The organism is Yoonia sp. 72, from assembly GCF_034652275.1.
Lineage (GTDB): Bacteria > Pseudomonadota > Alphaproteobacteria > Rhodobacterales > Rhodobacteraceae > Yoonia.
The window spans coordinates 99,719-114,971 of the sequence record NZ_JAXIWG010000003.1; the positions used below are offsets into that span (position 1 = coordinate 99,719).

The window sequence follows — 15,253 nt, forward strand, 5'->3', positions numbered from 1 at the left end:
CGTGTCAGGAAAACGGAACAACCCGGCCCTCTATTCCCCGCTCACCGAAAAAAACTGTGTCTCATCTTCACAAATTTCGGGTGAAGATACGAGCCCGTGGCCATAGACAGGGTCAAAGCCAGCCTCGCCCAGATCCTTGGCGCAGGCGAACAGGGTCTCGGTCACATCGGCCAGTGACTTGTCGGGTATCCGCATCCGTTCCACCGCCAGCGCCGCCGTCACGAAAGGCGTCGCATAGGACGTGCCAGACCGCAGCCGCCCGCCCGACACAGAGGCGGCGGTCCAGATGTTCACGCCCGGTGCGGCAAGCGCGACATAGGGGCCTTGGTTGGCCTGCCGGTAGACGCGTTCGCGCGCGTCCACGGCGGTGACAGCGATCACCTCTGGCCAAGCGGCGGGATAGGCGGGCGGGCTGCCCGGCCCGCCGTTGCCTGCGGCGGCCACAAGCCCGATGCCAAGCTCGGCCGCGCGTTCGATGACACGTTTGAGAACCGCGTTCTCCGGCCCGGAGAAGGACATGTTGATCACATCCACACGTTCCGAAATCAGCAGGCTGACCGCATTGGCGACCGAAAAAGCATCGGCCTGTTCGGCGGCGCCGCTGGCGTGGAAAGCTTCGACCGCGATCAGTTCGGCATCTGGCAAAAGGCCCGGCACCCGCCCTTCGACGCTGCCCACCAGCATCGCGGCGATCGCTGTCCCATGGACCCGCCCCGCAGCGTCGCGGTTGCCCAGATCGACCTGAAAGACCCGTAACCTGCGCCCCTGCAGGGATGGATGCGCCGTGTTGACGCCGGTGTCGATCATCCCGATGCGAGGCCGCATCGCGCTGGGCCAGCCGGCCCAGCCGATCATCGCATGGGCGGCGCAATCCGCCCCGGTGCAGGTGAAATCGTCAGGGGTGTAGAAATGGTTCACATCCGTCACGCCTTGGGGGAACAGACGTGCAAGTTCGGCTTGCGCGCTTACCACCGTCCGGCCCTGCGGAATCGCAAAGCGCACCAGAACACCCGACAAGACGCTGGCATCTGTCTGCGACAGTGGCCTGAACCCTGCCGATATCGCTGGGCTGAGCGACTGGCCAAAGGGTACAAAAGCCAAAATCTCCTGCGGTGGCTCGGACCGGCGTTGCTGCTGAACGGGCTGTTGTCGGGGCTGCGCCTGTGGCCGCGACGGCGCCGAGGCGCGCGAAGGCCGTGATGGCGCGGAACTGCGCGATGGCCCGCTGGCCCGCGACGCCCCGCTGCTTGCATCCGACGCATGCGCGACACCAAGCCCTGTCAGTGCGGGGGCAGCATAGGCAAGGCCCATGCCCAGTCCGATCCTGCGCAAAAGCCTGCGGCGTGCGCGGTCGATGTCTGTCGGGTCGCTTTCGGGGGGCATGGCAAGTCTCCGGCATTGCTTGCAGATGTGCAGCTTCAACAATAACGTGCCAATCTTCAAGATTATTCCCGTTTGCGCAGATTTCGCGGAATAAAAACCGGCCCTGTCCGTTTCTTTCGCGAACGATTGCAGAAAGTCCTTGTTGTGACGATCGACCCGCGCACCGAACTGATCCAGCTTTTGCCGCGCTTGCGCCGCTTTGCGCGCGGACTGGCGGGGGCTGCGGATCAGGCCGATGATCTGGTGCAGGCCAGCATCGAAAAGGCCCTGCGCAATATGGATGGTTTCGCCGCAGGCAGCCGGATGGATGCATGGATGTTCCGCATTATCCGCAACACCTGGATTGATACGATCCGCGCGCGGCGCGACACGGTTGAATACGACACCGAGGCAGCCGACACGATCATCGGGTCCGATGGCCGCCAGACCACCGAGGCCCGCCTGCATCTGGCCGAAGTGCGCCGCGCCATGGCCGCACTACCGGAAGACCAGCGCGTCGTGCTGATGCTCGTCTGCGTTGAAGGCATGCGCTACCGCGAAGTGGCGGCGCTTCTTGAAATTCCCGACGGCACGGTGATGAGCCGGCTGTCGCGGGCGCGGCTGGCCTTGGCCGAAAAGCTGAAAGACATGCCCTTGCGTTCCAACAAAGGGATAGACCGATGATCCGACCTGATGAAGTGAGTGATGACATGTTGATGGCCCTTGCCGATGGCGAATTGACCGAAACCGAGGCCCTGCGCCTGCACAGCCTGATCGCCGCCGACCCGGCGCTCGCCGCGCGCTATCGCGATTTCGCGATGACCCGCAGCCTGTTGCAGGAGGCCTATCCGCTGGAGCCTGTCCCCGACCGGCTCCAGCGGGCGGTGATGGCGCAAGCGTCCAACGTGGTGCCGTTGCGCAAAGCTGTGACGCCCGTTTTGGGATGGGGCATGGCGCTGGCTGCGTCGCTTGTGCTGGCCGTGGGCGGGTTTGTTGCAGGGCGCAGCACCGGCCCCGGTCAGGTGGATGTGGCAGTCGCAACTGCGGATCTGCTGACGGGGACCGAGGCTGTTCTACCTGACGGCAGCACCGTGCGTGTGCTGGGCAGCTATGACACGTCTATCGGCCTGTGCCGCCTGATCGGGCAGGATGACGTTCGCCATGTCATCTGCCGCGATCCGCAGGCAGGCGGCTGGGTCACCGCGCTTAGCGTGGATGCAGGAGGTGCGGGCAATTTCATGCCCGCCTCCGATCTCAGCGTCGCGGCAATCGACGGCCTGCTGGATGGCGTAGGTGCCGGCCCCGCGCTGGATGCTGCCGCCGAACGCGCGGCGCTGGGCCGCTAAGCTGGCGCAAGGTCATACCGTTGGAGGGCTGCGATGCGACGATTTGGTCAAAAGGTTCGCTGAAAGCCATTTGCTCTTAACCAAATCCAAGATTTGAGACCTGCAAACACAAAGACAAGGCAAATCAGCGGGACAACCCACCCCATGACGACCTGCGCGCCACCGATATGGTCGGCCCCGCTAGCTTGCCAGATCGGATAAGACGACAAACGCTGACGGCAATAAAGACCAGAAACAAAAGTCCAGCCAGCGGTATCCACCCAGCATGGCCTGCGCGGATGCGAAAAGCGATGAAAGACAAGCATAAAGCCATCGTAAGATAGCTGCCCGCAACCGTCATGCTGGCGCTTTGGTTCACCAACCCGCTCAGAGCGAGTATCAGAGCATTCGCGCCAAGCAGGAGAACTGGCAACCCCGCCATCTTGGCAGCTTCTTTTGCGCTCTTTTCATCGACAGAAGATATCCAATAGCCAAAGATTTTGGATTTTGCTGCCATCTCTGTCGTCTCCAGAAGCCGATCATTGTCAGCGTATCTGCTGCACAATCCTTCGCAAGTGGGCGGCGGTAACCAGCCAGAAAGCCGCGGTCACCCCACCCTTGACACGCCTTCCCCACCCTATAGGTTCCACCACACGACAGGGGCGTCCGCGACTGCGGGCTGAGAAGCACCCTTTGAACCTGAACCAGATCATGCTGGCGTAGGGAGTCCGTGAATGGCCAAGCCCCGCTTGCGGGTTGGTGCATTCTCCGACCCCCATGCCAAGGGGGACCACGATGGACGACACAGGCCTTTACCTTGACCGGATGCGCAGCACTGCGCCGCTTATCCATAACATAACCAACTATGTCGCCATGAACATCATGGCCAATGTGCTGCTGGCCGCAGGTGCCGCCCCCGCCATGCTGCATGCGCGCGAGGAGGTCGGCGAATTCGCCGCCATCGCACAGGCGCTGACCGTCAATATCGGCACGCTTGATCCCACATGGGCGGAAGCGATGGAGATCGCGGCACAGGTCATGCAGGACGCGGGCCGCCCTTGGGTGCTGGACCCTGTGGGCATCGGTGTATCGCGCTATCGCAAGGGGGTCTGCGCGCGGCTTCTGGCGCTGCGGCCCACGGTGATCCGCGGCAATGCCTCCGAGGTGCTGGCGCTTGCTGGGCTGTCCGCAGGCGGGCGCGGGCCGGAGACGACCGACACGGTCGAGACCGCCGAGGCGGCAGCGCGTGAACTGGCGCAGCGGACGGGCGGGGTGGTCGCGGTGTCTGGGCCGGTCGATTACATCACAGACGGCACCCGTGCTTACCGCGTCGCCAATGGCGATCCGCTGATGACGCGGGTCACAGCGCTTGGCTGTTCGCTGAACGGGGTGATCGGGGCCTTTGCCGTGGGCCAGCCGGTGCTGGAAGCGACCGTCTCGGCGATGGCCTATTACGGGCTGGCAGGGCAGCAGGCAGCAGCAACGGCCAAAGGGCCGGGGGCTTTTGGCGCGGCGTTTCTGGACCGTCTTTATGCGATCACACCCGATGATCTGACGGCGGGCGCAAAGGTCACCCCTGTATGATGGGGCCGGTCTATGTGGTCACCGATGCCGAGGCACCCCTGCCGGTGATCGACCAGATCAGGGCGGCGGCGCAGGGTGGTGCCGCCTTGATCCAGATCCGTGACAAGATCGCCAGCGATGCCGATCTTGCCGCGCTGATCGCTGCTGTCCTGCCGATGGTGACAGCACAGGGCGCACGGCTGATCGTCAACGACCGCGTCGATCTGGCCATGCGGACAGGTGTACATGGCCTGCACATCGGGCAGGGTGACGGTGATCCGGCGCTGATCCGCGCGCGGATTGGCGCGGGCATGCTGCTCGGTCTTTCGGTCGAGGCGGACGAGCATCTCACCCATGTCCCTGCTGGTGTCGATTACCTTGGCGTGGGGCCTGTCCGCGCCACCGCCAGCAAGGCCGACCACGCCCCGCCCATCGGCTTTGACGGGTTGGCGCGGATCATCGCGGGCACATCGCTGCCCTGCTACGCCATCGGCGGGCTGAAACCGGGCGATGCCGCGGCGGTCAAGGCGGCGGGGGCCATCGGCATGGCCGTCGTCAGTGCCGTAACCCGCGCCACCGATCCGCAGGCCGCGACGCGCGCGCTGGTCGATGAATGGAGGCAGGTATGATCCCCAATATCCTGTCCATCGCGGGGTCGGACCCTTCGGGCGGCGCCGGTATTCAGGCTGATATCAAGGCGATTTCGGCCAATGGCGGCTATGCCATGGCCGCGATCACCGCGCTGACGGCGCAGAATACCCGAGGCGTCACAGCCGTGCAAATGATCCCGCCCGATATGGTGGCGGCGCAAATCGCCGCGATCCGTGCCGATATCCGCATCCATGCCGTCAAGATCGGGATGCTGGGCGATGCCGCGATCGTCCGCGCGGTGTCGGACGCCGTGCAGGGGCTGGACGCGCCTATCGTGCTGGACCCAGTGATGGTCGCCAAAAGCGGTGACCGATTGCTGCAGGCCGAGGCTGTTGCCGCCTTGCGTGCAATGCTGCCGCTGGCTGCCGTCATCACCCCCAACCTGCCCGAAGCCGCCGACCTTTTGGACTTGCCCGAGGCTACAACCCGCGACCAGATGCAGGCACAGGCGCTCGCGCTCTTGGCGCTGGGGCCGCGTGCGGTGCTGCTCAAAGGCGGGCATCTGGCGGGGGATGATTGCCCTGATCTGCTGGTGCATGCAGGCGGCATGACATGGCTGGCAGGCACGCGCCACGCCACGCGCAACACGCATGGCACCGGCTGCACCCTGTCGTCGGCGCTGGCCACCTTGCTGGGGCAGGGGCTGCCACTGCCGCAGGCGGCAGAGCAGGCGAAAGCTTTCGTTGCCCGCGCCATCGCAGGCGCGGATGCGCTGCGCGTGGGGCAGGGGCATGGCCCGACCCACCATTTTCACGACTTTTTCAAAGGATAACCCGATGACCCGCAATATTTCCGACCTGACTGTCCTGATTACTGGCGCAGGCCGCGGCCTTGGGGCTGCCATCGCCCGCAGCTTTGCACAAGAAGGCGCGCAAGTCGCGATCAACTACCGCCACAGCCGCGACGCGGCCGAGGCACTGGCGGCCGAGCTTGGCCCGCGCGCAGCGGCGTTTCAGGCCGATGTGACCGACCCCGCACAGGTCAGCGCGATGGTCGCCGCGATCACCGACCGCTTTGGCGCGCCTGACGTGCTGGTCCATAACGCGCTGGCCGATTTCAGTTTCAACGGCGATGCGCGCAAGACGCTGGACCAGATGCACTGGGCCGATATCGCGCAGCAGGCGGAAACGGCCGTGGGCGGGGCGCTGCATTGCCTTCACGCCTTGCAGCCGCATTTCGCGGCGCAAGGGTTCGGGAGGGTCGTCCTGATCGGCACCAACCTGATGCAGAACCCTGTCGTGCCCTATCACGATTACACCGCCGCCAAAGGCGCGCTGCTGGCATTGACCCGCACGGCGGCCAAGGAGCTCGGGCCGCTGGGTGTGACGGTCAACATGGTCTCGGGCGGTCTGTTGCGCACCACCGATGCGAGCGCCGCGACACCCGAAGCGGTGTTCGACATCATCGCAGCGGGGACTCCGCTAGGGCAGGTCACGACACCCGCCGCCATGGCCGATGCCGTGCTGTTCTTTGCCAGCCCATGGTCGCGGGCCGTGACAGGGCAGAACCTGATCGTGGATGGCGGGCTGGTGTTCGGCTAGGAGACGCACCCCGCCTTATTTGGCCAAGAGGCTTGGCGCGCACGCCGTTTCGTGTATATCGCGACCTGTAAACATGGACCCGGGGGTGACCTCGGGTGGCTCTTCCGGCCGCCTATCCGCCGGACAACCTGTCAAAACCAGACGTTGCCGGCGCGCTGCGGCCGGACAGGAAAGATTTACATGATATCTATTGATGCGTACCGCGCCCAGTGGACGGGCAATATTCGCGGTGACCTTTTGGCGGGGCTTGTCGTCGCCCTAGCCCTGATCCCCGAAGCAATCGCCTTTTCGATCATCGCGGGCGTCGATCCCAAGGTCGGGCTTTACGCCAGTTTCTCGATCGCTGTGCTGACGGCGATCACGGGTGGGCGGCCCGGCATGATCTCTGCCGCGACAGCGGCGACGGCTGTGCTGATGGTGACCTTGGTGCGCGATCACGGGCTGGAATATCTGCTTGCCGCGACCGTGCTGGCGGGGCTGATCCAGATTGGCGCGGGTATCCTGCGGCTGGGGTTTGTGATGCGCTATGTGTCCAAATCGGTGATGACCGGCTTTGTCAACGCGCTGGCGATCCTGATCTTCATGGCGCAACTGCCCGAACTTGACCCTGGCGTCGTGACATGGTTGACCTATGTGCTGGTGGCAGGCGGGCTTGCCATCATCTACCTGTTCCCGCTTTTGACCAAGGCGATCCCGTCACCGCTGGTCACCATTGTGGTCTTGACCGCGCTGGTGATGTATTTCGGCTGGGACGTGCGCACCGTGGGCGACATGGGCGCGCTGCCCGACACGCTGCCCGTGTTCCTGATCCCGCAGATTCCGCTGACAGTCGAGACGCTGATGATCATCCTGCCCTATTCCATCGCGGTCGCCATTGTGGGCCTCTTGGAAAGCCTGATGACACAGAACATCGTCGATGATTTGACCGATACGAAATCCGACCGCAATCAGGAATGCGTGGGCCAAGGCATCGCGAATACCGCGACGGGGTTCATCGGCGGCATGGCGGGCTGCGCCATGATCGGCCAGTCGATCATCAACGTCAAATCCGGCGGGCGCGGGCGGTTGTCGTGTTTTGCCGCCGGTGTGATCCTGCTGATCATGGTGGTAGGCTTGGGCGATCTGGTCAGCCAGATCCCGATGGCCGCACTTGTGGCGATTATGATCATGGTCAGCATCGGGACCTTTTCATGGTCCTCGATCAAGGCGCTGCGCACACATCCGCAATCCTCCTCCATCGTGATGATCGCGACCGTGGTGACGGTGGTCTACACCCATAACCTTGCCATCGGGGTCTTAGTCGGGGTGCTGCTGTCGGGTATCTTCTTTGCCGCCAAGATCGCGCAATTGTTCAAGATGACGACGATGATCTCGAAAGACGGGCGCGAACGGACCTATGTCGTCGAAGGCCAGCTGTTCTATGGCTCGGTCGAGGATTTCATGAACGCCTTCGATTTCAAGGAAGCGCTCGACAAGGTCATCATCGACGTCAGGAGCGCACATATCTGGGACATCAGTTCCGTGCAGGCGCTGGACATGGCCGTGCTGAAATTCCGCCGTGACGGGGCCGAGGTCGAGATCGTCGGCATGAACGAAGCGACCGAAACCATCGTCGACAAGCTGGCCATCCATGACAAGCCCGGCGCGATGGACAAGCTGATGGCGCATTGAGGAGACGGATATGACACCGACACAAAAGATCGTGGCCTTCATCGACGGCTCTATCTATGCGCAAAGCGTCTGCCACCATGCCGCATGGATCGCCGACCGGACGGGGGCAGCGGTGGAACTGATCCATGTGCTGGGCCCGCGCGACACATCGGGCAAGCGTGACCATTCCGGCACGATCGCGCTGGGCGCGCGTACGGCGCTGCTGCAGGAACTGGCCGACCTTGACGCGCAACGGTCCAAACTGATGAGCCAGCGTGGCCGTGCGATCCTCGACGATGCCCGCGCCATTCTGGACAAGGACGGTGTGACCGACATCACCACCCGTCTGCGCCACGGTGACGTGGTCGAGGCGGTGGCCGAAGTCGAAGGCGATGCCCGCGTCATCATCGTGGGCAAACGCGGCGAGGATGCGGATTTCGCCAAAGGCCATCTTGGCTCCAACCTCGAACGGATCGTGCGCACCAGCACGCGCCCCGTGTTCGTTGCATCGCGCGCGTTCAAGCCGATTGCACGCGTGCTCGTCGCCTATGACGGAGGTGCCTCGGCGATGAAAGCGGTCGACCACATCGCGCGCAGCCCGCTGTTTCAAGGGCTGTCCATCCATGTCGTCACCGTCGGCACGGCCACAGCCGAGGTGGAAAAAGGACTCGCCAATGCCAAGGCGATGCTGAAAGCCGCAGGGCTGGAGGCTGAAACATCCGTCTTGCCAGGCCAGCCCGAAAAAGCATTGGCCGATCTGGTGGACACCGAAGGTTTCGACATGCTGGTGATGGGCGCTTACGGACACAGCCGCATCCGCAGCCTTGTGATCGGGTCAACCACCACGGCGATGATCCGCGCCTGCAAGGTGCCGGTCGTGCTGATGCGCTGACGCTTCACATCGTTGGAGCCCAAATATCCCCGCCGGAGGCATAAATCTTTTTGGACCGATGCCTCTGCAAGTGCCACCTCGCCCTGAACAGACTGACGACGCAGCGAGGACAGGATCGTCTCGTATGCTAGTTGAAGGTCCACAAAAAGACCGGCCGCGCCGCTGGTGCACTCTCTTGCCCTCTGAGCCGGCGCAAAAGATCTGTATGCAGCTCGGCGCAGGCTTGCGGGCCTGCGGCGTCGCCAGCAGGCACGGGCAGCAGGTCGCTTTGTCCGGTCATGTCAAATGCCGCCTTGATCCGCCGCACGGCCGCACAGGGATCGCCGGTTTGCCAGTATCGTTCCGCCAGCACGTCGGGTGGCATCATGGCCGGCGGTGCCGGGACTGTGCCGCTTGCAGCGGGTGCCGCTGCGCCGACATCGATTGCGACAGGTCCGCCTGTGCCAGGCACATGTTCATACTGGACGATCTGCCAGCCTTCGACCTGCCCGCCCGCTTCCAGCGGCAGGACGGCATGATCCGCTGCAAGCGCGTAGGCAATCCGTCCGTCTGACCCCGTCACAGCGTAGTTGATCCCGGGATCGGCCCGATCCGGTGGCGCGCTCGCCCAGAACCGCGCGCCTTGACCGACCCATGCGCTCAGGTCGCGCGCACCGCCGGCATGCGCAGGACCACAGAGGCCAAAGGCGGTCAGATAGGCATTTTCGCTGATCTCGTAGGGAAACATGACGTCGTCCTGCAGATACAGGACACCCTGCCCGGCACTGACAACCCTGTCCGGGCCGAGAGGTCGCGGGTCGTTCACATTGATATTGCAGGAGCGCGGATAGATGGCCTGATAGCTGACGAAATTGGGCCGGTAGGTGCCTGCCATCACAGTGGCCGTCGTGCGGGCCGGCTCTGCGACAAGAAAGCGGGCATCGAAATAGGCGGCGGCCTCCGCCTCGGACCCGAGGCCCAGGATGAGCCGCACGTCATCAGCAGTCAGATGAACCGGACAGGAAAAGCGCCCTGCCGCGCAACCATATGCCTCGCGTTCCCATGCGAAAGACGCGGTAGCGCCAAGAAGGCAAGTCGTCAGAACGGCGATGGCGCTAATGATCTTCACGGCAGTGATCCTTTTCCGGCTGATCTGCAGCCAGATTAGGGCGACCGATTTTTCGCAGCCTCCCTCAAATGGGGGAGCCTGTCGTCCCCTGCCGTCGCTAGCCTTGTGCCACCTGTCCCCCGCCAGACCAGTTTGGAAGGTTCGCCATGTTGCTGTCGCGCATTCGTTGTATCGCCGTTGTGTTTGCCTGCCTCGCGGGCGCACCGGCGCAGGCCCAGGACGCCCCGTCCGTTATGGTCGTGCTGGACGGGTCCGGTTCGATGTGGGGACAGATCGAGGGCCGGACAAAAATCGAGCTGGCGCGCGAAGCGCTGTCCGGAGTGCTGTCAGAAGCCGGTGCAGAGATGCAGATCGGGCTGATGGCCTACGGACATCGCCGCAAGGGACAGTGCGACGATATCCAGACGCTGGTGCCGATGGGGGCTGCCGCAGACACAGTGCAGGAAATTCTGGATCAGGCCTATGCGCTCCGGCCGAAGGGGATGACGCCGATCGTCGATTCCGTGATGGCTGCTGCACAGGAAATGGCCTTTACCGAACAGACAGCAACCGTGGTTCTGCTGACCGACGGGATCGAGACCTGCGGCGGTGATCCCTGCGCCCTTGGCCGGATGCTCGCTGCAGAAGGGATCGATTTCACCGCCCATGTCGTCGGCTTTGACATGACGGATGCCGAACAGCGGCAGGTGGCCTGTCTTGCCACCGAAACCGGAGGAGTGTTCGTCGCGGCCGACGATGCACAAGGGCTTGGTCAGGCGTTGCGCGACACGATCCTGCGCGACACCGCAGGGCCTGCGGTCGTCGTCACACCGCCACCCCCGCCAGCGCCGGAACCGCAAGCAACGGCGCGTATGGTGGAATTCTACATCCGCGATGCTGTCGGAGCCGCCGTGCTGCAGGCCAATGCCTTTCGCGACATCCGCTTTGCCGCATTGGACGAGGGCGGGGCGGTCCCTGCCGCAGTCGCTTTGCGGTTGGGTGACAAGCCGTGGACGCTGGACGGTGCTTTCCTGCCCGGTCGCTATGAAATCCAGTTGGACAGAATTGACAGCCGGAACAATCTGATCCGCGTCGCGCTGATATTCGAGGTGCCCGAAGGGACGGGTTCGCATCAGGTCGACCTTGTGATTGCGGCGCGTCTGCGGCTGACCGCCATGGCTCATGCCGGCCTGCCGATGCCGGCGGGGACAGGCAACCTGCCGTCGGCAACCTACGGGTCTGCGTCGGGGCGCGCTGTGTTCCGCATCCATCCGATCATCGGTGGCGCAATTGATCCCAGCGTCGATTATGGTGGTGTGAACTCTCTGGATATCGCCTTGCCGCCCGGCAATTACTTCATTCGTGGCGAACTTGCGCAAACTTTCGCGCGCGAAAAGCTGGTTGATATTCCGGCAGGCGAGATTGTCGATCTGGCATTCGACTTCGCCGCCGGCCGGGTCTTTGTCGCTATGACAGATATGCAATCCGTGCAGGTGCCACGCCAGATCGCCAGCTTTTTCGACGGGATGCGGCGCGACTGGTTCATGTATGGCGGGGGCGGGCCACAAAACGGCAACTGGACCCCGTTCTACCTGCCGCAAGGCACATGGCGGATCGAGGCGCGCAACGACCAGCGTCAGGAAAATGCTGTGGCTGTCGCGACTGTGCCAGGGCCGGGGCAGGATGTCACCGTGACGCTGCGTGATGGCGATACCTTGTCCGAGGCACGCATCGCCGAACTGTCCGACGCTGCGACCGGCAATTGCCACGCGGTCGGCCCGCAGGGACGGATCTGCTATGTCGAAACCGTGTCACCGGCACGGATCGCCCGCGAACTGCCGTCGGCAGCCTTTGGCGGCGACGCGCTGGCGCCGCGCTTTACCGGCACATGGGATGTCGAGACCAGCATGATGACGCTGGTGCAAGACGGCCGCCGCGTCTGGGGAGAGGTGCGCCCGCTGGCAAACCAGTCTGTGCGTCGACTATATGGCGAGGTTGCTGCGGATGGTTTGACGATGCGCGGAACGATCACCGGCACCGGCATATTCGAATTCCGTCTGTCGCCGGACGGTCTGGGTTTCAGCGGCGGAGGGGCGCATTTCGGCGGCGGCGACACCGGCACGCGGGTCAGCCTGAGCCTGAACAACACTCGGTATGCCGCGCGCAAACTCAGCGCCGCGCCGCCGCCTCTTTCGGTCGCAGATGGCAGCGAAGCGGATCTGCATCCCGCCTTTCAGGGTGCGGCCGTTGCCGCGTTCGAGGATTTCATGGCTCCTGTCAGAACCCCGGCCCCCGCCGGAACCGCGGGTGATCTGGACGCCATGCAGTCGATGTCTCCTTTTGTTACATTCGGTGGTGCATGGAACACAGAACGGGGCTTTATCCAGTTTCAACAGGACGGCCGGCGGATCTGGGGAGAGCGCGACCAGGGTGTGCTGGAAGGCGAGCTATCGCCGGACGGGCTTTTAATGCGGGGGACATGGACCAATACCAACGGGCGCTGGGGGCTGTTTGAATTCGTGCTGGACCCCCTGATGCACAGTTTTTCGGGCAGATGGGGCTATGCGGTCGATCCCGCGCTTGCCGGCGGCGCATGGACCGGTGATCGCGCGAGCTGGCTTGCAGCGCAGCCGCAGCGCGCAACCCGCGACGGAACCCGCAACCCCGATGCGTCCGGACCGGATTTTGCGGCATTCATGACTGCCGTGCGCGCGCCCGACCTTGTACCCGCTGCGGAACCGGCAGAGCCGACGCAACCCCAGGCGATGGCACCGGACGGTGCTTTTGTCCCGCAGGTGCGCTATGATTATACCCATGCAGACGGCCGTGCAGCGATCAGTTTCGTGTTTGGCCCGCCGGAATCCATGCCGGGTCAGTTTGACAGCTACACGCGGGGTTTCGCGCTGATGCATCCGGGCTGGTGTGGCGGGACCGAATGTTCCGAACCCGAGGTCTATCCGATCGGCGGCCCGACATTGGAAGAGGTGCCTAACGCCTTCGATCGGCTGACCAAGGGCGGCGTCTTTCCGGCATTGGACCTGTTCGCGCAAGGTATTGCGGTGTTTGAAGGCGATGCCAATACAGGACCGGATTTGCAGGTCTTTGTCCATATCCTGTCAGAACCGTTCGAAGAAGCCGTCCAACTTGGCGCCGGCCGCGCGCTGGTGTCGCGCAGTTACGGACCTTTTCAGGGGGCCGTGACCATGCCGCCAACATTGCGCGGCTTTGGCGACCTGACGGGTTCGGGTCCGGCATTGCCGCTTTCCGAACCAGCCCCACCCATTGGCCGGATCGACGTGCTGCCCAGTGGTGTCTTTGCGATGCTGGATGTCGCGCCCGGGCAGATGCTACAGGACGCAATGCAAAGTCTGCTGGTCGCGCCGCTGGACATGATGGTGCAGGCACAATGCGCGACGCAGCCGACAGTGATCCACGATGACGGGCTGATCGCGGAACGAGACCTGCGGATCGGCCAGCGGGCCGATATCAACGCCTTGTTCGAAACCACAGCCTATCGCATCTGCGAACAGTCCGGACCACTCTTGTTTTGTGATGATTTTCAGGCACCTCTCGGGACTTCGCCGCACGCGCCCGCGCACAGCTTCTTGGGCACTATAGAGGTTGGACCGCAAGGTACCTTTGCGCTTGGCTCTGACAACCCGGCCGTTCCTGCGCGTGTCTACCGCAGTTGCCTTGCGCCGGTCGATCTGGCCGGTGCGGACCAGCCGGCGGGCGATGGCCGGACGCGGTTGCAACATATGCTGGACCGCGAGGACCAGCCGGCCCGGTCCGGCGCGCTTGCGCCAGCGCAAGACCCTCTTGGTGGGGACGGCCTGATCGATTTTGCGCGGTTGCAGGGGATCTGGGGTGAAACGCAGGGCGGTATTCCGGGATTGTCCTGTCAGACTTCGCCCATTGTGATCCGCGCGGATGGCCGGATCGGTGTGTGGGACGGTGACGGCAACGGCGGACTGGCCCTGATCGCCCGCTTTTCCTGCACACCCACAGGCGGCTGCGACGTGCTGGCGACCAACCTACCGCCCGAGAGAATGCCGCAGGCGGTGACGCTGGCAGATGCGGGAACGATGCTTGATCTGTGCGGTGACGGCAATTGTACGCGCCTTGCCAGCTGCCCTCTTGCGGCTTTGCCAGACAATCTCGAACCATACTTGCTGGCCGAACTGGACGCCGCCGACCAAGGTGCGACACCCGTAGCAGAAACGGCAGCGACACGCTTGCCGCCCGGTATCTGGCTGGCGGATTTCGAGACCGAGGGTCAGGGGATCACGCCCGGTAGCGCCGCGTTCGTCGAAGCCTGTTTCGATACACCTTCTGTGTCCTATCCTGACGGCTCGATTATCAGTCTTGAATTGCGTGAAGAAGCGAACGGGCCGGTCTATTCCGTCATTGCCGCCGAAACCTGCGCCGCGTCGGGTGATGCGCGCTGGCCGCTGACCTGCACGCTGGAGGATGCCAATGTGGGGGACCCTGCCGCCGCCGTGTTCGAGGTGCCGACCCAGCTATACAGCCGCAGCGCCGACACCTTCCGGCAGGTGGGCGACTATGGCGGCGGCTATGTGCAGTCGTTTTTCTGGCGCGCCTGCCAGCAGGGGGCAGGCATGAGGATCGATCTCGACACACATCCTTTGGGTCCGCTTCTGGCATCCACGCTGCGGGAACTGAACCAAGGCATTGCCCCCACCGTTATTCCTTCGCCGGACCCCGTACAAGGCGGCCAGCTCGCGCCGCCCCCCGACATGCGGCTTGCCTTGGCCGGTCTATGGTTTCCGCGGCTTGACGGGCGCGAGCTGTCGGCATGGTCAGACGCCGAAAAGCGGCACGCCTGCCGCACCACGCCCGGCTATATGCACGAGGATGGCCTGTTCGTCGCCTTCGAGACAAAGGCAGGCGATTATAGCCCCACGCCGAATGCCCATTTGCGCTGCGGGACCGATCTGACTTGCGACTTTTATCCGGGCGCGCCTTCGGCGGGGCTGGCGGCGACGTTGGTCGGCAATATCGCGCTATTGCCTGATGGCGATGGCCGGATCTGTCTGGATGGCATCTGTGTCGGACTGTCGCGCTGCGCCATTCCCGATTGGACGGCACAGGACAGGGCGATCGGGCTTGACCGCGAATGGGAAGCGACCGTGCTGGGGCGGAACTGACAGGACGTCACGGA

Annotated in this window: 12 protein-coding genes, 1 riboswitch and 1 other annotated feature; of the genes, 9 read left to right on the forward strand and 3 right to left on the reverse strand. The window is 63.8% G+C overall.

Features of this window, described 5'->3' with window-relative positions:
* Positions 1-30 precede the first annotated feature (30 nt).
* Complete coding sequence (locus VCK47_RS12850) at positions 31-1,383, reverse strand: S8 family serine peptidase (RefSeq protein WP_322890481.1); 1,353 nt, start codon at positions 1,381-1,383, stop codon at positions 31-33.
* Positions 1,384-1,527: 144 nt separating this feature from the next.
* On the opposite strand from VCK47_RS12850, the gene VCK47_RS12855 reads away from it, so the two are divergent.
* Together VCK47_RS12855 and VCK47_RS12860 are read left to right on the forward strand one after the other, a co-directional pair.
* On the forward strand, positions 1,528-2,046 hold the full coding sequence (locus VCK47_RS12855; RefSeq protein WP_322890480.1) for an RNA polymerase sigma factor: 519 nt from the start codon (positions 1,528-1,530) through the stop codon (positions 2,044-2,046).
* Positions 2,043-2,708, forward strand: a complete 666-nt coding sequence (locus VCK47_RS12860) for a hypothetical protein (RefSeq protein ID WP_322890479.1) — start codon at positions 2,043-2,045, stop codon at positions 2,706-2,708. Before VCK47_RS12855 ends, VCK47_RS12860 begins: the two co-directional genes overlap by 4 nt.
* A 124-nt stretch (positions 2,709-2,832) precedes the next feature.
* On the opposite strand, the gene VCK47_RS12865 is transcribed toward VCK47_RS12860, so the two are convergent.
* Positions 2,833-3,204, reverse strand: coding sequence for a hypothetical protein (locus VCK47_RS12865; RefSeq protein WP_322890478.1), 372 nt, complete (start codon positions 3,202-3,204; stop codon positions 2,833-2,835).
* Positions 3,205-3,335: 131 nt separating this feature from the next.
* Positions 3,336-3,430, forward strand: a riboswitch (TPP riboswitch).
* A 52-nt stretch (positions 3,431-3,482) separates the two neighbouring features.
* On the opposite strand from VCK47_RS12865, the gene thiM reads away from it, so the two are divergent.
* The 6 genes from thiM to VCK47_RS12895 all read left to right on the forward strand — a co-directional run bounded on the left by thiM (position 3,483) and on the right by VCK47_RS12895 (position 8,984).
* Positions 3,483-4,271, forward strand: coding sequence for a hydroxyethylthiazole kinase (gene thiM / locus VCK47_RS12870; RefSeq protein ID WP_322890477.1), 789 nt, complete (start codon positions 3,483-3,485; stop codon positions 4,269-4,271).
* A complete protein-coding gene (gene thiE / locus VCK47_RS12875) occupies positions 4,268-4,879 on the forward strand; it encodes a thiamine phosphate synthase (protein WP_322890476.1) in 612 nt (203 codons plus the stop codon). The genes thiM and thiE overlap by 4 nt, the downstream gene beginning before the upstream one ends.
* Complete coding sequence (gene thiD / locus VCK47_RS12880; RefSeq protein WP_322890475.1) at positions 4,876-5,673, forward strand: bifunctional hydroxymethylpyrimidine kinase/phosphomethylpyrimidine kinase; 798 nt, start codon at positions 4,876-4,878, stop codon at positions 5,671-5,673. Before thiE ends, thiD begins: the two co-directional genes overlap by 4 nt.
* Positions 5,674-5,677: 4 nt before the next feature.
* Positions 5,678-6,442 carry a 3-oxoacyl-ACP reductase gene (locus VCK47_RS12885; protein ID WP_322890474.1) on the forward strand — a complete coding sequence of 255 codons (765 nt, stop codon included), beginning with the start codon at positions 5,678-5,680 and terminating at the stop codon, positions 6,440-6,442.
* A gap of 72 nt (positions 6,443-6,514) precedes the next feature.
* Positions 6,515-6,571: a sequence feature (sul1 is cis-regulatory element that is thought to sense ions involved in sulfur or methionine metabolism; They are found in Alphaproteobacteria), on the forward strand.
* A 51-nt stretch (positions 6,572-6,622) separates the two neighbouring features.
* A complete protein-coding gene (locus VCK47_RS12890) occupies positions 6,623-8,113 on the forward strand; it encodes a SulP family inorganic anion transporter (RefSeq protein ID WP_322890473.1) in 1,491 nt (496 codons plus the stop codon).
* 10 nt (positions 8,114-8,123) lie between these two features.
* Positions 8,124-8,984, forward strand: coding sequence for a universal stress protein (locus VCK47_RS12895; RefSeq protein ID WP_322890472.1), 861 nt, complete (start codon positions 8,124-8,126; stop codon positions 8,982-8,984).
* 127 nt (positions 8,985-9,111) lie between these two features.
* On the opposite strand, the gene VCK47_RS12900 is transcribed toward VCK47_RS12895, so the two are convergent.
* On the reverse strand, positions 9,112-10,092 hold the full coding sequence (locus VCK47_RS12900; protein ID WP_322890471.1) for a hypothetical protein: 981 nt from the start codon (positions 10,090-10,092) through the stop codon (positions 9,112-9,114).
* Positions 10,093-10,238: 146 nt separating this feature from the next.
* Here VCK47_RS12900 and VCK47_RS12905 point away from each other — a divergent pair, with 146 nt between their 5' ends.
* A complete protein-coding gene (locus tag VCK47_RS12905) occupies positions 10,239-15,239 on the forward strand; it encodes a vWA domain-containing protein (protein ID WP_322890470.1) in 5,001 nt (1,666 codons plus the stop codon).
* Positions 15,240-15,253: the final 14 nt, after the last annotated feature.